The organism is Roseburia sp. 831b (assembly GCF_001940165.2).
GTDB lineage: Bacteria > Bacillota > Clostridia > Lachnospirales > Lachnospiraceae > Roseburia.
In genome coordinates this window covers 2,360,945-2,380,453 of the sequence record NZ_CP135162.1, presented here as the reverse complement: position 1 = coordinate 2,380,453, position 19,509 = coordinate 2,360,945, and the positions used below count along the sequence as shown (strand labels likewise).

14 protein-coding genes and 1 tRNA gene are annotated in these 19,509 nt (G+C 40.9%); 12 read left to right on the top strand and 3 right to left on the bottom strand.

Features of this window, described 5'->3' with window-relative positions:
* Positions 1-108: 108 nt before the first annotated feature.
* Both BIV16_RS10905 and BIV16_RS10900 read right to left on the bottom strand, forming a co-directional pair.
* Entirely contained in the window at positions 109-846 is a 738-nt protein-coding gene (locus BIV16_RS10905) for an IS3 family transposase (protein ID WP_242940390.1), read from the bottom strand.
* A 176-nt stretch (positions 847-1,022) separates the two neighbouring features.
* The gene (locus BIV16_RS10900) at positions 1,023-2,147 is read right to left on the bottom strand and encodes an IS91 family transposase (protein WP_075679811.1); all 1,125 of its coding nucleotides are present in this window, start codon (positions 2,145-2,147) and stop codon (positions 1,023-1,025) included.
* Positions 2,148-2,276: 129 nt separating this feature from the next.
* Here BIV16_RS10900 and BIV16_RS10890 point away from each other — a divergent pair, with 129 nt between their 5' ends.
* The 6 genes from BIV16_RS10890 (at position 2,277) to BIV16_RS10865 (ending at position 11,974) form a co-directional block, all read left to right on the top strand.
* The gene (locus BIV16_RS10890) at positions 2,277-3,200 is read left to right on the top strand and encodes a hypothetical protein (RefSeq protein ID WP_075680810.1); all 924 of its coding nucleotides are present in this window, start codon (positions 2,277-2,279) and stop codon (positions 3,198-3,200) included.
* A 960-nt stretch (positions 3,201-4,160) separates the two neighbouring features.
* Positions 4,161-6,995 carry an AAA family ATPase gene (locus BIV16_RS10885; protein ID WP_075680809.1) on the top strand — a complete coding sequence of 945 codons (2,835 nt, stop codon included), beginning with the start codon at positions 4,161-4,163 and terminating at the stop codon, positions 6,993-6,995.
* Positions 6,996-7,262: 267 nt separating this feature from the next.
* The gene (locus BIV16_RS10880) at positions 7,263-9,383 is read left to right on the top strand and encodes a glutamine synthetase III family protein (protein ID WP_075680808.1); all 2,121 of its coding nucleotides are present in this window, start codon (positions 7,263-7,265) and stop codon (positions 9,381-9,383) included.
* Between the two features lie 126 nt (positions 9,384-9,509).
* Positions 9,510-11,279: an ammonium transporter gene (locus BIV16_RS10875; RefSeq protein WP_075680807.1), complete on the top strand. Its 1,770-nt coding sequence runs from the start codon at positions 9,510-9,512 to the stop codon at positions 11,277-11,279.
* A 205-nt stretch (positions 11,280-11,484) separates the two neighbouring features.
* Positions 11,485-11,649 (top strand): hypothetical protein, encoded by a 165-nt coding sequence (locus BIV16_RS10870; RefSeq protein ID WP_173664556.1) that lies wholly within the window; start codon positions 11,485-11,487, stop codon positions 11,647-11,649.
* Entirely contained in the window at positions 11,639-11,974 is a 336-nt protein-coding gene (locus tag BIV16_RS10865) for a type II toxin-antitoxin system RelE/ParE family toxin (RefSeq protein WP_075680806.1), read from the top strand. The genes BIV16_RS10870 and BIV16_RS10865 overlap by 11 nt, the downstream gene beginning before the upstream one ends.
* A gap of 112 nt (positions 11,975-12,086) precedes the next feature.
* On the opposite strand, the gene BIV16_RS10860 is transcribed toward BIV16_RS10865, so the two are convergent.
* On the bottom strand, positions 12,087-14,858 hold the full coding sequence (locus tag BIV16_RS10860; protein ID WP_075680805.1) for a transglycosylase domain-containing protein: 2,772 nt from the start codon (positions 14,856-14,858) through the stop codon (positions 12,087-12,089).
* Positions 14,859-15,060: 202 nt separating this feature from the next.
* On the opposite strand from BIV16_RS10860, the gene BIV16_RS10855 reads away from it, so the two are divergent.
* From BIV16_RS10855 to BIV16_RS10830, 6 genes are all read left to right on the top strand, one after another.
* Positions 15,061-15,699: a YigZ family protein gene (locus BIV16_RS10855; protein ID WP_075680804.1), complete on the top strand. Its 639-nt coding sequence runs from the start codon at positions 15,061-15,063 to the stop codon at positions 15,697-15,699.
* Between the two features lie 70 nt (positions 15,700-15,769).
* Positions 15,770-15,842: transfer RNA gene (locus tag BIV16_RS10850), tRNA-Gln, on the top strand.
* Between the two features lie 89 nt (positions 15,843-15,931).
* Positions 15,932-16,642, top strand: a complete 711-nt coding sequence (locus tag BIV16_RS10845) for an acyl-[acyl-carrier-protein] thioesterase (RefSeq protein WP_075680803.1) — start codon at positions 15,932-15,934, stop codon at positions 16,640-16,642.
* Between the two features lie 25 nt (positions 16,643-16,667).
* Positions 16,668-17,504: a CvfB family protein gene (locus BIV16_RS10840; RefSeq protein WP_075680802.1), complete on the top strand. Its 837-nt coding sequence runs from the start codon at positions 16,668-16,670 to the stop codon at positions 17,502-17,504.
* A 65-nt stretch (positions 17,505-17,569) separates the two neighbouring features.
* Complete coding sequence (locus BIV16_RS10835; protein ID WP_075680801.1) at positions 17,570-17,944, top strand: RidA family protein; 375 nt, start codon at positions 17,570-17,572, stop codon at positions 17,942-17,944.
* A 124-nt stretch (positions 17,945-18,068) separates the two neighbouring features.
* A complete protein-coding gene (locus BIV16_RS10830) occupies positions 18,069-19,280 on the top strand; it encodes a C40 family peptidase (protein ID WP_075680800.1) in 1,212 nt (403 codons plus the stop codon).
* The last annotated feature ends 229 nt before the right edge of the window (positions 19,281-19,509 follow it).

Here is a 19,509-nt window from a genome sequence, read left to right as displayed (position 1 = left end):
GTCATGAGAGATTTTGCAAAGATGCTGTAAATGTTTTGAAATGTGCTATAAATGAAATTTGGTCCTATGTCAAGATTTAGTACAAATTAAAATGAGAGGTTCCGCCAGCTAAGCAGCCGGCAGAACATTCACCCTTTCATACAGTTTTTCAAATTCGTCAGGGGACATATAGTCACAATGACTATGAATCCGGACGGTGTTATAGAAGGTTTCAATGTATTCAAAGACAAGCCTGTATGCATGGCTATAGTTTCTGATGTTGAACCTGTTTAGCCATTCTCTTTTAATCAAGGAATGGAAGGATTCAATACAAGCATTATCGTAAGGATAACCGCTATGAGAATAGCTTCGCTGCATTGATTTAGTGGCTTCACGCCAGGCATTTGAAACATACTGGCTACCACGATCTGAATGTATTATCAAAGGTAAATCGGTATTACGACGAGCCTTAGCTTTATTAATGGTTTCAATAACAGTAGACACTTCCATGGTGTCTGCGAGAGTCCAGGCAATGATTTTCCTGGCAAATAAGTCCATAACGCAATTGAGGTAAACAAAGCCGTCTTGAGTCCAAATATATGTGATATCGGTGCACCAGACAGCGTTAGGACGTTCAGGGTTGAATTGCTCATCAAGGATGTTGTGAAGCTCATTACTAAAATCAGAATCCCTGGTTGTAGTAGTCCAAGGCTTAATCCACTGAGCTTTGATGCCCATTTCACGCATGTATTTACCAACAGTGCGTTCAGCAATGGTTTCGCCGGATTTACGAAGTTCCTGGGTTATTTTAGGGGCGCCGTAATTCTGTTTAGAATCATTATAGATGGTCTGGATTTTCTTTTTCACTTTATAGGAAATTTCTCAAACAGTCAGAAATAGTGTATAATGAACTTGAAATAAAAAATGACATGACAAAAGAGCGAATGGTGGATTCGCCGTGACGTTGTTTATGAAGTTTTTTGTTTTGGTTTAGGACAGCTGCACTATCTGACTATGGAGAAAGAATTACTATGAGCATGGAGTTATCCATATCCCATAACCTTTCGATATTGTTCAAATAGTGCAGTTTTTTTGTGGTAAACTTCTAAAACCAACATAGAAGTGCCACATTCGGAACAGCAGAGAGGGTCGTATCCGAAAGAGAGAAGAATGGAGTGCCGCCAGTCCTGGATAGAACGCAGGAAATGTTGTTTTTCAGCAGAAATACATTTACGGAGATTCTTTTCCTGTTTATGATGTTTGGCATATATCCCATAGTAGCGAAGCATTTTGAAATGTTTTTCGGGGATGTGTACAATTAGTTTTTGGATGAAGTTCAAAGCAGGGATGGTTTCAGTAACTGTTTTGTTGTCTTCGTGTCTGGTGTAATGAAAGGTTACATTTTCGCCGTCATAATAATCAATACGTGATGTGGCGATAACAGGCCTGCCGAGGTATCGGCTGATGTATTTAATGGTAATATCAGGAGTGCAGAGATTTGGCTTTGCACGAACATAAAAACCATTGGAGTGTTTTGTGTACATTTCATTTTTAACTTTACGAAAGGTGGGACCAATACGGAAGGAGAGCTGTTCAAGCAGCACTTTGCGGAAGGCATTACGAAGAAAGTTGTAATCAAAGTGTTTGACAGGACGCCAGGGAGTGATGTTGCCAGCACCGCCTTCAGAGATGAGGGCATGGATATGGGGATTCCATTTTAAGTCACGCCCAAAGGTGTGAAGAACACAGATAAATCCGGGAGTAAAGTTTTCAGTTTTATTCATTTTGGAAAACATACGAAGGACAACGTCACGGACAGAATGAAATAAGCAATTTAAGAGAGACCTGTCTTTGAGAAAATAAATGCGGAGTTCCTCTGGGATGGTGAAAACACAATGGCGGTGAACACAGGAAACGAGCTTGCAGGACATCTGAAAAGAACGAAGCTGGTTGTATTTGTTTCCACAGGAAGGGCAAAAACGGCTTTTACAGCGAAAGGGAACAAATTTAAGATTTCCGCAGTGAGGACAGCCATACATGGCACCACCGTGAGAAGAGTCACCACAATGAATCATCTTGTTGACATTTTCAATGACAGCAGGACGAGGATGGAGTTGGTAAATGATGTGTTCATAATAATCGGTAAAGATGGATTGTAATATATTCATAATAGAATTTTACAATAAAGAAGGAGATAAGAAAACCCCTACCCCTCATGAATGAGGGGCTAGGGGAGTTGAGAGTGTCGAAGACACTTTTTTAATATAAAAAATAAAAAATGAAAAGAGAAATAATAGATGAAAAATAAAAAAATTGCAGTACTTTTATTAACATTTTCAATGATGTTCTCATTAATTGGATGTGGAAATAAAACTCAGGATGAAAATGTAGAGCCAACAGAAAAGATTGAGAAAGAAGTTATGAATACAGAAAGCATTGATTCAACAGAAGAGGTCATTGTTCCAGTGTCAACTTATGATGGATTGACTTTTGTTGAACCTTCAGATGCTGAATATAGTATTGATGCAAGTAAATTTGATAAAGATATAGATGTCTCTTTTGTTGCACCGAAAGATTTGAGTTTATATTCAAGTGAGGGTATAAAAATTGCGGAAGTGAAAAAAGGTGTAACACTTCATGCTATTGCATCTTCGTCAAGATATGCCTGGGTTGCATTGGAAAACCCTGTGGAGAACACGCCGTATGATAGATTATATCTGTTAGTAGATGATGATGTGGATGTGGCTTTGGCGTCAAATTCAAATGAGACCACTGAAACAAATAGTAATAATACAAACGAAGCAGCAAAAAAAGAAACTACAAACTCAAAAAATGAAAGTGCAAGCACAAATAACAGCACCGGCAATAGTTCCGCGAATAATTCACAAGCAGACCAATCTGCCAACAGTGAGCCAGCAGTGGGAACAGGGGAAGAAGAAGCAACAACAGCTGAGAAATATACCCCAGAAGAAGCAGTTGCATATTATCGCTCCCAAGTGGAAGCTCAGGGAATGGTGTGGGACCCAAGTATTAAGGATGAAGCTTCTTGGGGCTCAGGATGTTGGTCATTAAGCAAGGATGAATTAAATGCTAATGCCATAGCAAATGCAATGGAAGGTTTCAATTATGGTAATGGAGATGGCACTCCATATAGAAGATATTATCTTGAAATCACTGGTAGCGATGAAAATTATGTTTATATTACACAATGGGTTGCTTAAATAAAAATGAAATAGTAAAAAGAATCCTCATAGCCTGAACAAAGTGAAAAATTCCCCTAACAGAAAACTATCCAGACCGTGAGGACAATAACATTAAGTTAAGAACAAAAAAGAGAAGTTAGTATCGTGACAGATATGCCCCTTGCCAAGTAGATAAAGGGCATATCAGACGCGATATTAGCTTCTCCTTTTTGAGGAATACATAAACGACAACAATTACAAGAGATTGGCGTACAACAAATAGGAAACAAGAACATTCTATTTTACAAATAAGACGTCTCAGCTAAAAAAATATCCAAAAAGGTCCTAAATTACCTGTGTTATGTAAACTATTTTACTCACTTTGGATAAATACAGTAGACTTAAAAAAATTTGTTAAAAATACTGTAAAATAACAGGATTTTTTGGATAATTTTCTTTCAAATCATTCCTATTATCCAACAGGCTATTTTTATGTAAACCAGCATCCGTAAAATGCTTTAAAATTGGATAATTCATAAAAAATGGTATCGATATGTCCAAGATATCATGGAAATCACATCCTCGAACCGCGATGGAATAGCCGTTGATAAGATTTATCTTATTTTAAAATTCCGAAGGTACTTTCTGTCCGTATACGCCGCCGGATTCGAAAAAATGCTCTGTATGAATTCCAGGTTTGCTGACAACGCAGAGTGTATCGATGATAATTTTGGATGCAGGACAGCCGGCAGAACCGGTATCTTAGTAAAGGCGTTCTATCGGTTTTACTGATGTGGAAATTGAAATTGATTTTTTTGCTCTTGATATTGCTTATGAGTTCGTCATATTTCATTGGAGGCGCAGAAATGCACCTTGCACCCTGGATAAAAGGTGCGGTATAATATTTGTGCAGGAATGAAAGAGAGAAAATCAGGAGAGGTGAAAGAAGTTACCTTTTTAAGATAAATGGCGTTGCCTGTGTATAGGGAGGGAAGATAAATGCCAAAATATTTAGTAGGCGCAGACCAGAATGCCTGGGATTTTATGCCGGCTGTCAATGCAGCAAAGGATGGAGATGTCATTGAATTTCAGGAGGGATATTGCCCGGATGTCGATTGTGTGGTAATAGAAAAGAATCTGACATTCATTGGAAAAACGAACGTAGGGGAAAACGGAACACAGAATTTTACCAACGTAATCCATGGTCGTGTTGCAATTAAAAATAAAGCAAATGTTACATTCGAGAATTTATGGATTCGCTATGGAAAAGAACAAACTAACCTGGTAAATTGCAAACAAGAGGCAACGGTGACGTTAACCAACGTCGTGTTAGAAAGTGTGCAGCAGGAGGGAGAAGTATATCCGGTTCTTTACGGTGGAAATCGGGCACATCTTATTTTGAATGATGTTACGGTGATGGAAAACGATAAATTGTATATGAGAGCCTATATGGAGGAGGGCAAGTTAGAGTTAGACGGCTGTAACTTCAGGGACTGCCGGATTGCGGTAGAGAATACAGAGTTAAAGATAAATAATTCCAGCATTTACACGGGGGATACCAATGCAATCAATGTCATAAACTCCACAGTACATATCGAGAATTCGACCATTACCGGTTGTGAGCCGGAAAAGGACTATCCGGCGTTGTGGATGAAAAACAGCCTTGTGACGACAAAGAACTGCGTCATCAGCCAGCCAAATTTTGATGCAGCCGTTTTTGGAAAAGAGAATGCGCGGTTTGAGTCCGAAAATGATGAAATGACATCGGTAAAGATAGTGGATGGAAGAGTGTTTTTACATGGCGCTACCATCAACGAAACAATGGTTGTGGATGAACAATCAAGTGTCTGCATCTTTGATGAAGTGCGTATCTTAGGTCAGAACAGTCAGAAAGTGGATTTGTTTATTGGAGACCATTCGATTGTATATGGAGATAAGATTTCGGTAAGCCGTATTACAGACCCGAATATCCGCATTTCGGATCACTCCATGTTGCAGTTAAGTGATTTGGTTTACACAGAGGGAAATGCGTCAGAACTTGGAATTGAAGCAGATGATACGAGCAGTTTTGCTTATCAGAAGAAGGCAACGGGCGCATCCGGCGTTTCAGGTGCCGCAGGTGAGGACGAGACTTCAAAAGAAAGCGCAAGAGAGCAGTTAGAGCACCTGATAGGATTAAACAGTGTGAAGCGTGAAATTGAAAAAATGCTTCGCATGGTGGAATTTAACCAGCAGAGAATTGCCAAGGGACTTGAACCACAGGAACAGTCCTTTCATTCCGTTTTCATGGGGAATCCGGGAACCGGAAAAACGACAGTTGCCCGTCTGATTGGAGAGGTGCTTTTTGAGTCAGGCGCATTTAAGAGCGACGAATTTAAGCTGATTGAGGCATCGGAGCCGGACTTTATTTCCCAGAATGTAGGTGGAACGGCGCAGCAGACACTGGCATTATTAGAGAAGGCAAAAGGCGGCGTGTTATTTATCGATGAGGCGTATGCGCTCAATAAAAAAGATGCGAATGTCAACTTCGGTATTGAAGCAATCAATACCATTTTAAAATATATGGAAGACCACCGTGGCGAGATTATGATTATTTTCGCAGGTTATACCAAAGAAATGGAGCAGTTCTTAAAAACAAATCCGGGATTGACTTCACGTGTTCCAAATAAATTTGTGTTTGAGGACTTTACTCCGGATGAGATTGTTGAAATCGGAGAAAAAGAACTGGCAAAAAAACAGTACAAGTTCGAGAACGAAGAGTACTACGCGCAGCAGGTAAAACGTGCTTACCGTTGTTCTCTCGATCACAGTAACGCGCGCTGGATTCGTAACTTCAATGAAAAGCTGTTAAAAGCATTTGCAGACCGTGTCATGAACACGGGAGAGGAAGATATTGAAACCATCTACAATGTGGATATCGATGAGGTTTTGGCACAGGGCAAATTCCGACAGGAAGATGGAAAACACGAGGATGCTATGGAGCGTCTGCAGAAGCTGATTGGTATTCAGGGCGTAAAAGAGCAGGTAAGCCGTTTTATTTCACTAGCAGAACTCAATCAAAGAAGAGAGGAACAGGGACAGGAAAACAGCGATTTTACGTTACATTCTCTTTTCCTTGGAAATCCGGGAACCGGAAAGACAACCGTTGCCAGAATTATTGGAGAGGTTCTGTATCAGAAAGGCATTATCAGCCAGAAGAAGTTTATTGAGGTGTCAAGAAGCGACCTGGTAGCAGGATATGTCGGACAGACTGCAATAAAGACAAGAGAGGTTTTGGAGTCAGCCCTAGGTGGAGTGCTGTTTATCGATGAAGCATATTCTTTAAGCCAGGGTACTGGTAACGACTTTGGGATTGAGGCAGTCGATGAGATTTTAAAATTTATGGAAGACCACCGCAAAGACATTGTTATTATCTTAGCAGGCTATACCAAAGAAATGGGCGAATTTATGCAAATGAATTCAGGTCTTGTAAGCCGTGTTCCACATACGTTTGATTTTGAGGATTATACGCCGGATGAAATTGTACAGATTGGTTTATTAGGTTTACATAATGCTGGATATCAGGTGGATGAGGCATATTACGGTGAAGTTGTTAAAAATAATTACAGCAAAACCGATGACCACAGCAATGGCCGCTGGGTGAGAAACTTCAACGAAAAATTGATTATGGCAATGTCGGACCGTGTCTCAAAAGCAGAGAATGCGGATTTGAATCTGATTTTAAATGAAGATTTAGACAAAGTGGCAGTCCGGATGTCAGGAACCTCCCAGGCAGAGAAGAAGCCGGAAGCGGAGCCGAAGGTAGATGAGAACGGTTATGTTTTGCCAAATTAATCTTTGACAGAAGAAAATAGTGGGAAAATGGACAAAAAAATCTCACAAATCGAGATAATTTTGTCAGAAGTATCAAAAAACAAAATTTTTACTTGCATTTTAAAAGTGTTTGAGTTAAATTAAATACAGCAAAACAAATGCGAGAGATGAACAAGGGTGTTCCAAGAGGATTGGAATGCCCTTTTTTTACAATTATTTGTAAGCTCTCAAAAATAAAGTCATATTTCGATAGGGGATTATGATGAAACGAAGAAAGGATGTTTAGATATGAGCGAGACAGAATACTATAACGTAGCAGACATCTTTGGCGAAAACGTATTCAATGATGCTGTGATGCAGGAACGTCTGCCGAAGAAAGTTTACAAGAAACTTCATGAAGTTATGGAAGAGGGAAAAGATCTTGACCTTGAGACCGCTGATGTAGTTGCACATGAGATGAAAGAATGGGCAATTGAAAAAGGAGCAACTCATTACACTCATTGGTTCCAGCCATTAACAGGAGTTACAGCTGAGAAACATGATTCCTTTATTACAGCTCCTATGAGCAATGGTAAAGTATTGATGAGTTTTTCAGGAAAAGAATTAATCAAAGGTGAGCCAGATGCTTCATCATTTCCATCCGGTGGATTAAGAGCAACCTTTGAAGCAAGAGGATATACAGCATGGGATTGTACATCACCTGCATTTGTAAGACAGGATGCTTCTGGTGCAACACTTTGTATTCCTACCGCTTTCTGTTCTTACACAGGAGAAGCACTTGATCAGAAAACACCTTTACTTCGTTCCATGGAGGCTATTAATACACAGGCACTCCGTTTGGTAAAATTATTTGGCAATACAACATCCAAGAAGATTATTCCTTCTGTTGGACCAGAACAGGAATACTTCATCGTTGACAGAGAAAAATACTTACAGAGAAAAGATTTGATTTTCACAGGACGTACACTTTTCGGTGCGATGCCTCCAAAAGGACAGGAAATGGATGACCATTACTTTGGAGCAATCCGTGAAAGAATTGCAGCTTACATGAGAGATGTAAACAAAGAGCTTTGGAAACTTGGAGTATCTTCCAAGACAGAGCACAACGAAGTTGCACCGGCTCAGCACGAGTTAGCACCAATCTATGCAACCTGTAATATGGCAGTTGACCATAACCAGTTGGTGATGGAAACATTAAAGAAAGTTGCATATCGTCATGGTTTACAGTGTTTACTTCATGAAAAACCATTCGCAGGTGTCAATGGTTCCGGTAAACATAACAACTGGTCTATCACAACAGATGATGGAATCAACTTATTAGATCCAGGTAAAACACCACATGACAACATCCAGTTCTTATTAGTATTAACCTGTATCTTAAAAGCAGTTGATACACATGCTGATTTGTTAAGAGAATCGGCAGCAGATGTCGGAAACGATCACAGATTAGGAGCAAACGAGGCACCACCAGCAATCCTTTCTATATACTTAGGAGAACAGTTAGAGGATGTCTTAAAACAGTTAATCAGTACAGGCGAGGCTACACACAGTATTGCAGGTACCAAATTAAATACTGGTGTTAAGACATTACCAGACTTCATGAAAGATGCAACAGATCGAAACAGAACTTCACCATTTGCATTTACAGGAAATAAATTCGAGTTCCGTATGGTTGGTTCCCAGGATTCTATCGCACAGCCAAACGTTGTATTAAATACCATCGTTGCAGAAGCATTTGCAGAAGCTTGTGATGAACTGGAAAAAGCAGATGACTTTGATATGGCTGTTCATGATTTGATTAAGAAATATGCGACAGAGCATCAGAGAATCGTATTCAACGGAAATGGCTATTCCGATGAATGGGTTGCAGAAGCAGAAAGACGTGGTTTACCAAACATCAAGTCTATGGTAGATGCAATCCCAGCATTAAACACAGACAAAGCAGTTGCTTTATTTGAAAAATTTGGCGTATTCACAAAAGCAGAGCTTGATTCCCGTGTAGAGATTGAATACGAGACATATGCAAAAGAGATTAACATCGAAGCAAAAGCAATGATTGATATTGCAGGAAAACAGATTATTCCAGCAGTTATCAAATATATTACATCCCTTGCAACATCCGTAAATGCTGTAAAAGCAGCATGTGATGCAGATGTAAGTGTACAGACAGAGTTATTGACAGAAGTATCTGACTTATTATCGGAGACAAAAGTTGCACTTGCAAAATTAGAGGAAGTAACAGCAAAGGGTGCTGCTATGGAAGAAGGCAGAGAACAGGCTGTTTACTACAGAGATGTAGTGAAAGTTGCAATGGATGCGTTAAGAGCACCAGTCGATAAGATGGAAATGATTGTAGACAAAGAGATGTGGCCAATGCCATCTTATGGAGATCTTATTTTCGAGGTATAATAATAGATACCTTACATACAATTACAAAAATAGTTAAATAATTGAAATGCGTTGCATTTACCGGTACCACGAAGCTGTGGAGATAGGAAATGTGACGCATTTTTTTAAATTAAGGAGGATTATGTTATGACAGAAGACGCAATTGTAAGCTTAGTAAGCGAAAACACATTTGCAGTCTGGTTCTTAATCGGTGCCGCTTTGGTATTCTGGATGCAGGCTGGATTTGCAATGGTAGAGGCAGGTTTTACCCGGGCAAAGAACTCCGGTAATATCTTAATGAAGAACCTGATGGATTTTTGTATTGGTACTGTAATGTTTATCTTAATTGGTTTTTCCCTGTTGTTAGGTGAGGATTTCATCGGACTTATCGGAAAACCTGGATTTGATATTTTTACATCCTATCAGGATTTTGATTTTTCAAATTTTGTATTTAACTTAGTATTTTGTGCTACGACTGCAACCATCGTTTCAGGCGCGATGGCTGAAAGAACAAAATTCTTATCTTATTGTATTTATTCCGGAGTCATCTCCGCATTGATTTACCCAATTGAAGCTCACTGGATTTGGGGTGGCGGCTGGTTATCCCAGTTAGGCTTCCATGATTTCGCCGGTTCTTGTGCAATTCACATGGTTGGTGGTATCTCTGCATTAATTGGTGCCGCAATCCTTGGACCTCGTATCGGTAAATTTACAAGAGATAAAGATGGCAATATTACAAAAGTAAATGCATTCCCAGGACACAACCTTCCGCTTGGATGTTTAGGATGCTTTATTCTTTGGTTCGGTTGGTATGGATTCAACGGTGCAGCAGCAACTTCCGTAGAACAGTTAGGTTCTATTTTCCTTACCACAACCGTAGCACCGGCAGTCGCAACTGTTGTTTGTATGATTTTTACATGGGTAAAATATGGAAAACCAGATGTTTCCATGTGTTTAAATGCATCCCTTGCAGGACTTGTAGCAATCACGGCTCCTTGTGATGTCACAGATTGCTTTGGTGCAATTGTAATCGGTGCAGTAGCAGGTTTATTAGTATGCTTCGGCGTATGGTTATTAGATAACGTATTAAGAGTCGATGACCCGGTTGGTGCGGTAGCAGTTCATTGTATGAACGGTATCTGGGGAACAATCGCAGTTGGTCTTTTCGCAACAAACAGAGCACCAGGATATTCAATCGCTGATAAAGCAGGAAATGAGCTGGTAGGACTTTTCTATGGCGGTGGATTTAAGTTATTAGGACTCCAGTTACTCGGTGTTCTTACCGTAGGTACCTGGGCAGCAGTTACCATCACAATTACATTCCTTGTAATCAAACACACCATTGGACTTCGTGTCAGCGAAGAAGAAGAAATTGTCGGTCTTGATGCAATGGAACATGGTCTTCCATCTGCATACGCTGGATTCTCCATCATGGATGTTTCCAACACCATGACAATGGATGTCAACGAAAATACAGACCTTGGAACACCAGAATACGAAGCAGCATCTGCAGTACAGAGAGATGCAGCAGTCAAAGTGGTATCCGTACCGCACGATGCAACTGGTATTTACAAAGTAGTTATTATTGCAAAATTATCCAGATATGATCACTTAAAGAAAGCGATGAACGACCTCGGTGTAACCGGTATGACCGTCACACAGGTTATGGGTTGTGGTATCCAGAAAGGTGCCGGCGAGAAATATCGTGGTGCTGAGTTAGATGCAACCTTATTACCAAAAGTAAAAGTAGAGGTTGTTGTTAGCAAGATTCCAGTAGAGTCCGTAATTGAAGCAGCTAAGAAGACACTTTACACCGGACATATTGGTGATGGTAAGATCTTCGTTTACGATGTTGCAAAAGTTGTAAAAGTTCGTACTGGCGAAGAAGATGTAGAGGCATTACAGGATGTCGAATAAAATGCACTAATCTAAAGATTAGGTTAGTGAATCTAATCCCCTTAGTTAGTATATACATCAACAGTGAAAGACCCAGGTGAAAGCCTGGGTCTTTTGCTGTCTGTGTGAGAAAAGTCTGTGCAACAGTTATATGGATTTTTGACTAATATCAGAGTATAATAAAAGAGGACAATAATGTTTTTATAAGGAAGGGTAGGGTGATTTTATGACAACATTAGCACAGGAAACTGTAAAATATAGTGAACAGGAAGAAAAACTTTTTCGGGAATTGGATAAAGGAATTGACGATATGGAGCAGGGAAATACGATGTCCCATGAAGAGGCAATGAGACAAATTCGCGAAAGGTTGTTAAAAGAAAATGCAATATAGGTTACGTGTGACGAGGGAAGCGTCAGAAGATGTAGCAGGGTTGGCAGGATATATTGCACGAAAGTTTGCTAATATAGATGCGGCACTGAATTTCCTTGATAAATATGATAAAGAAGTACAACGACTGATTAATTTTCCATTTGGTTATCGAGGGGTAAGTTTTGAATATCGTGGATATGAAATTAGAATAAAATCCTTTGGTACATATAATGTGTTCTTTACAGTCGATATTGCTGAAAAACAGGTATTTGTTTTGCGGGTTTTAAAGGATAGGCAGGATTGGAGAACAATACTTGGAAATCAGGATGAATATCATTTTGGATAGAATTAATAACCACATCAACAAAAAGCCCCCAGCATTTGATATGTACCCAGAATCCTGGACACATATCAATGCTGGGGGCTTTTCATCTAAATATAAAGTTTATAAATCAGCCTCATGTTCGAAAACGATGTGGTCTCGGATTTTCGGAAGAGTCATCCGAACCGGATGTGGTTGTATCACCGGTCCCATCCGATGTTCCAGTCGATGTTCCATCTGACGTTGTGGAACCGTCTGTATTTGTAGAACCACCGGTCGATGTGGAGCCATCTGTCGAAGTAGAGCCTCCTGTATTTCCCTGAATGGTTGTTGAGGTTGTCGGTGCCGGGGTTGTCGTGTTTGTGTCAACCGGTGGAACGGCTGGATTAGCTGTAGCTGCGTTGTGGATGTTACAGGAGCTGTTTAAAATATCATCTGTTAACATATAAGCGGAATCCTGTGTTCCGGCAGAACCACCAATGATATAAATGCCTGAGGTAACAGAGCCGGCAGGACAATATTCATTTGCAAGTAATCCAGACTCATTACAAATGGTTGCGCTGATATGATGATCACAATAATCCGTAGGAACAGTTCCCTCAGCGAAATATTCGGTATAAACCATGCTGCCACGTGGGTCGCTGTCGCAGACACCCTCAATTGCAAGTTTCCCGGATTTCGAGCATACAGAAGCTTGTACGATGTCACTTGGCTGTGTAAAGTCTTTGTATTCCAGTCCTTCATGGATTCGGCTCATTGCAGCCTTCCAGATTCTTTTTGCATAAGAGGTTGTGCTGCCGGACTGTGGCGCATTATCATCAAATCCACCCCATACCACACAGGTGTAATAAGGGGAAAAACCAGCGAAAAGACAATCTCGGTTTTTGGTTGTAGTACCAGATTTACCTGCAAGAGCCATTCCGCTGAAATAAGCGGAAGTACCGGTACCTTCTGTCATAACATCTTCCATGGCACTTGTCAAAAGCCAGGAAGTGGTGTCTTTTAATACCGTGTGAGATTCCGGTGTTGTGTTGTCTAATAAAACATTTCCGTCGTGATCCAGAATTTTTGTGTAAAAACGTGGTTTGTTGTAAGTTCCACCATCTGCTACTGTTGCGTAGGCAGCGGTAAGTTCAAGATTCGTGACACCTTTTGAAATACCACCAAGAGCCGTAGCATCATTAACATCACGCTCCTCATCAAGCGTTGTGAACCCAAAATCCTGTAAATATTTAAATCCAAGGGATGCACCAATCTGATGCATGGTCTTTACAGTGACAATGTTGATGGAGTTCGTAATACCATCACGCAGAGTGGTAAAGCCACGGAACGAATGATCGTAGTTGTTTACGGAATCCGTGGTTCCTTCATAATTATAAGGTGCATCATCCTGTACAGTTGCCAGTGTAAGACCGCCGGCATCGAGTGCAGGAGCGTAACAGGCTAAAATTTTAAAAGTGGAACCAGGCTGTCTGGTCGTATTTGTGGCACGGTTTAAAGTTTTGCTTGCGGTCTTATCCCCGCGTCCACCAACGATAGCTTTTACTTCGCCGGTGCTCTGGTCAATGACGGTCATAGCAACCTGAGGCTGCAAGGTGTAGGTGATGGTTTCTCCGCCTTCCACAACGGTATCGCCATCCTGCATAATATCCTGTTTGTATTGTTCAATTGCAGCGGCAGCTTCTTCCTCAGAGTTGAAGTTAATCGAATAATTTTTGTCTGAAGCCTGATAATAAGCAAGCATGGTTGCATCGCTGTAATTTTTATATTCACCGTCCGCAGTAAGAATCGTAAGGCGATAGGAAAAGGACACTTTCGGGTCTACAATATAATTATCCCGGTTGCTAACCTCTTCATCACAGATTGCCTGGATGGCAGGATCCTGTGTGGAATAGATGGTAAGTCCACCCTGGTAGACTGCTTTGTAAGCCTGTGTCTCGGTGTAACCTTTTAAGTCAATCAAATCCTGGATGACCTGGTCGGTCAGTTCGTCTACAAAATAAGAATTGACATTGGCATCTTCCGTCTCAACATTTACGATTTGAATGCGGTCATAGACATCGTCTGCCATGGCCTCATCATAAGCTTCTTTTGAAATAAATCCCTGCTCTAACATGTTGTTTAGAACTTTTTCCCGTCGTTCTGCATTCTTGTCCGGGTTAGAGATTGGGTTATAACGGGTCGGGTTCTGTGTGATAGCTGCAAGAACGGCACATTCAGAAAGTGAAAGTTCAGAGACATCCTTTCCAAAGTAACGTTCGGAAGCAACTCCGACACCAAGCGTATTCTGGCCAAGATTGATGGCGTTCAGATAATTTTCCAAAATCCAGTCTTTATCTTCTACTTTTTCCAGCTGAAGGGCAAGATACTGTTCCTGTATTTTTCTTGTCAGCTTATCAGAAAAAGAAGATTCGCTTGTCCATTCTGTAAAAACAGTATTTTTAAGCAACTGCTGTGTGATGGTACTGGCACCCTCCGAAAAATGTCCGGTTGTCACACCTTTGACAGCGGCACGGATAATACCACGCAAATCAATACCGTTGTGATCGTAAAAACGTTCGTCTTCAATTGCGACAAAGGCATGTTGTAAATCTATAGGTATTTCATCTATTGTAACGTATTTACGATTGGAACCGGTACTGACGAGACTTGCTGTTACATTACCATCTGTATCCAGAACAGTTGAGAGAAAACCTGTCGGCGTTGCATCGATTTCGCCTATGCTTGGTGCGGAGTCTATGATGCCTCGCAGAACACCAAAGCCGGTACAGCCACAGACAATGACAACTGCAAAGAAACAAACCAGCAATGCCTTACAAAAAATGACGCTGCATTTTTTCTTCATCATAATACCCTCAGAAGCTAATTCTTTTTCCTTCTTACGGGTATTGCTTTTCCCATAATTCATAGTAGGCCTCCTTTTTAAAGTCAAATTACCACTATCTAATTATTATACCAAAAAAGTGCTATATAATAAAGAAAAAGTTGTATCAGGGCATGGAACATGTTATTCTGATAGCACAAAGAGTGTGTATCTGGAAAAAGAAAAGGTTTACATAACACATTTACACGATGGATGGAAGAAAAACCTCACAGGAATGGAGATTACAATGAAAATAGTATACGAAGGCGGAGAGGCTGAGATTGTAGAAAAAAAATCCCGCTTTATCGCAACAGTCCGACCGGTTCATTCGGAGGAAGAGGCAGCTGCGTTTGTGGCAGAGATGAAAAAGAAATACTGGGATGCGAGACACAATTGTTCTGCATTTACAATAGGAGATCATCATGATACCAGCCGTTGCTCGGATGACGGGGAGCCAAGCCAGACAGCCGGACGTCCGATGTTAGATGTTTTATTAAAGGAAGATATTCATAACGCAGCGGTTGTGGTGACCCGGTATTTTGGAGGAACGCTGCTTGGAACAGGCGGTCTTGTGCGTGCTTATCAGAAGGCAACGCAGGAAGGGCTGCAGGCAAGCCAGGTGATAGACCGGAAAAAAGGAAGAAAGCTTTTGATTGGAACGGACTACACCGGAATGGGAAAGATTCAATATCTGCTCGGTCAGCGTGGACTACAGATTTTGGACACCGTGTATACCGAAAAAGTAGAGCTTAGTGTGCTTGTTCCAACGGAACAGATGGAGGAATTGGAGAAGGCAATCGTCGAGGCAACGAATGCAACCGCACAGCTTTCCTGGGAAGAAGAACTCTTTTTTGCAACAATAGAAAAAAAATTACAAATTTTATAAAAAAAGTGCTTGACTTATATTTTGAGTTGAGATATAATATCTTTTGTCGACAGCACGACAAACAAGATATTGGCCCATCGCCAAGCGGTAAGGCAACGGACTCTGACTCCGTCATTTCCAAGGTTCGAATCCTTGTGGGCCAGCTCATGAAAGCACCACTTTATGTGGTGCTTTTTCGTATATACAGAAAAATCTGATTGCACAAAAAGGAATAAGAAAGGGATCCATAACGATGTTTCATTTTGACGGAGAAGTAAGATATAGCGAAGTAGACAGTGAAAAACAGATGAAACTCTCCAATCTGTTGGATTATTTGCAAGATTGCTGTACAATGGAATCGGAAGAGCTTGGAGTGGGTGTCGATTACCTGAAAGAGCATGCACAGGCATGGGTCTTGTCCTCCTGGGAGATTAAGGTGATACGTTATCCGCAGTTAGGAGAAAAGATTTCAGTAGCGACCTGGCCTTATTCCTTTAAAGGATTTTATGGATATCGAAATTTTACCATTCAGGATGAAAAAGGAAATACAATTGTAGTTGCAAATTCCGTGTGGGTTTATATGGATTTGACGAAAATGCGTCCGATGCGTGTGACGGATGAGATGGCGGCTGCTTATCAGAACAGTTTTGCACCGGAATTAGAGGGAGAGTGGGCGTCCCGCAAGATTGAAAAAGGAGAGCCTGGGGAATTGCAGGAGACGTTTCAGGTAAAACGGTTCCAGATTGACACCAACCATCACATGAATAACAGCAAATATGTTTTGGCTGCCCAGGAGTATCTGCCGGAAGATTTCTCGACGCATACCCTGCGGGTGGAATACAAGAAAGCGGCAATGTTGCAGGACAAAATCAAGCCTTACGTGACGATAGAAGCGGACAAGGCGCTTGTGATTTTAGCGGATGAGAGTGACAAACCTTATGCGGTATTGGAATTTAGAAGATAGCACAGAAAGAGTATAGGTAATAAGAATGAAATTAGGAGAATATCAGGAATTAGTGGTAATCAAAAAGGTAGAGTTTGGTGTATATCTTGCCGAACACGAGTCGGATGAGACAAGAGTGCTGCTTCCGGCAAAACAGGTACCGGAGAATACAAAGATTGGTGATACATTAAACGTATTTTTATATAAAGATTCCAAGGACAGACTGATTGCAACCACCAATCAGCCAAAGCTTACACTTGGTGGACTTGCGGTCTGCAAGGTACTCCAGGTTGGAAAAATCGGAGCATTTCTTGACTGGGGATTGGAAAAAGATCTGTTTCTTCCATATAAAGAGATGACAATGCGTGTAGAGGCCGGCGATGAGATTTTAGTGACACTTTACATTGATAAGAGCCGCAGACTCTGCGCAAGCATGAAAAAGTTATATGATTTGTTACAGATGGACTCTCCTTACAAAAAGGATGACGTTGTAACCGGAAGAGTTTATGAATTCAGTGATAATTTCGGAACCTTTGTTGCGGTAGATGACAAATATTCCGCTATGATTTCCAAATATGAAGATTGCAGTAAGCTTCGCATCGGGGATGAGATTGAGGCAAAAGTAGTCAACGTAAAGGAAGATGGAAAGCTTGATCTTACCTTGCGTGAAAAAGCATACATCCAGATGGATGCCGATGCAGAAAAAGTCATGCAGGTTATCGAAGAGTTTGCAGGCGTACTTCCATTTAGTGATAAGGCATCGCCGGAGGTCATCAAGCGAGAGACCGGTCTTAGCAAGAATGCATTTAAGCGTGCAGTTGGAAGACTGTACAAGGAACACCGGGTTGAAATTTCCGAAAAAGCGATTCGGAAAATAAAATAAATCAACACGTCGAGTACAGCCAAGAGGGCTGCAGGAGACAATATTGGAGGAAAGAAGGACATATCATGAAAAAAGTAATCAGCACACCAAAGGCACCAGCAGCAATCGGACCATATTCCCAGGCAATCGAAGTAAACGGAATGGTTTATACTTCCGGTATTATTCCGGTTGTACCTGAGACAGGAGAAATCCCGGAGGGTTCCGTGGAACAGGCAAAACAGGCACTTACAAATCTCTCACATTTATTAGAGGCAGCAGGAACCAATATGGACAATGTCATTAAGACAACCGTCTTTATCAAAGAAATGAATGATTTTGGTAAAATTAATGAGGTTTATCAGACATTTTTCCATTCTGATTTCCCGGCAAGAAGCTGTGTAGAAGTTGCAAGACTTCCAAAAGATGTTTTACTTGAGATTGAAGCAATTGCATTAAAATAAGAGAAGGAAGAAGATAGGCTGTTGTGGGTTGACAGCTTAAGTCGGCTTTGTTATAATAAATTTAATATATGTAACAAATTCGTAATAAATATATGGGGAATAATGAATCGGAGGAAAAAGTAACATGAATCGAAAAGCGAAACAGTTAACCATCTGCGTAATGACAGGTGCATTGATTTTAGGCAATTCAACAATTGCTACTTATGCAACACCATTAGCAGGTGTATCAAGTGTGACAGCAAGCGATACCGTATGGAATCATACAGACGCTACTGCAGTAACACCGAACGCTGGAGTATCTTTAGTGGTTTCACAATGTTTCACAGCAAGTCCTGAGACAGTCGCACAGGAAGCAGATACAACATCTGTTGTCAGCGAGAATGAAGCACCAGTTGTAGCTTCTGAATATGCAGACATCGCAGTCGCTCAGGTAGACAACTATGTGAATGTCAGATCTACACCATCAGAAGATGGAGAAGTCCTTGGTAAATTATATAACAATTCAGCAGCCACTGTTTTAGCAACAGAAGGCGATTGGTATCAGATTAAATCCGGTAATGTAACCGGTTATGTAAAGAGTGAGTTCGTTGTAGTTGGAGACGAGGAACTTTCCAGATCCGTTGGAAAGAGACTCGCAACGGTCAACACTCAGACATTGTATGTTCGTACAGATGCTTCTACAGAATCAAGTGTTCTTGGAATGGTTCCAGAAGGAGAGGACCTTACAGTCACAGATGAATCCGTAGATGGATGGGTAAAAGTATCCATCGAAGAAGGTGATGGATATGTTTCCAAAGATTATGTAAGTCTTTGGACAGACTACATAACAGCAGAATCCAAAGAAGAGGAAGAAGCAAGACTTGCAAAAGAGGAAGAAGAACGTCAGGCAGCAGCTGCAGCAGCAGAGGCAGCAAAAGCGAAAGCTTCCACAAAGTCAAGCAGTTCAAGCAGCTCCAGCAGCTCAAGTGCATCCTACTCTGCACCAAGTGGTTCCAATGGTTCCGCAGTAGCAAGTTATGCAGGACAGTTTGTTGGTAATCCATATGTATATGGTGGAACAAGCTTAACAAACGGAACAGATTGTTCTGGATTTGTTATGAGTGTATATGCTGCATTTGGTATCAGCCTTCCACATTCCTCCAGTGGAATGAGAAGCGTTGGTTATGAAGTAAGCCAGAGTGATATGCAGCCAGGTGACATCGTATGTTACAGTGGACATGTTGCCATCTATGTTGGTAATAACACCATTGTTCATGCTAGTACAGCAGCAACCGGTATCAAGTATACCTCTCCTGCAGATTACAAGAGCATTGTAAGTGTAAGACGTATTTTCTAATTAAATTTTAAAAGATAGAGACGGGGGTTCCTCGTCTCTTTTTTTGTGTAATAGGAAAATTCTTTCCTATTACACAAAAAATGCTCCGCAAGGATCGCACTGCGGCGGAGTTGAACAATGTCGCAAATGCGACCCGCCGCAGGCGGAGAATCCTGTAAACAGGATTCTTTTTTATAATAGGAAATTTCTTTCCTATACAAAATGCACAAATCGAGAAACGTCGAATGAA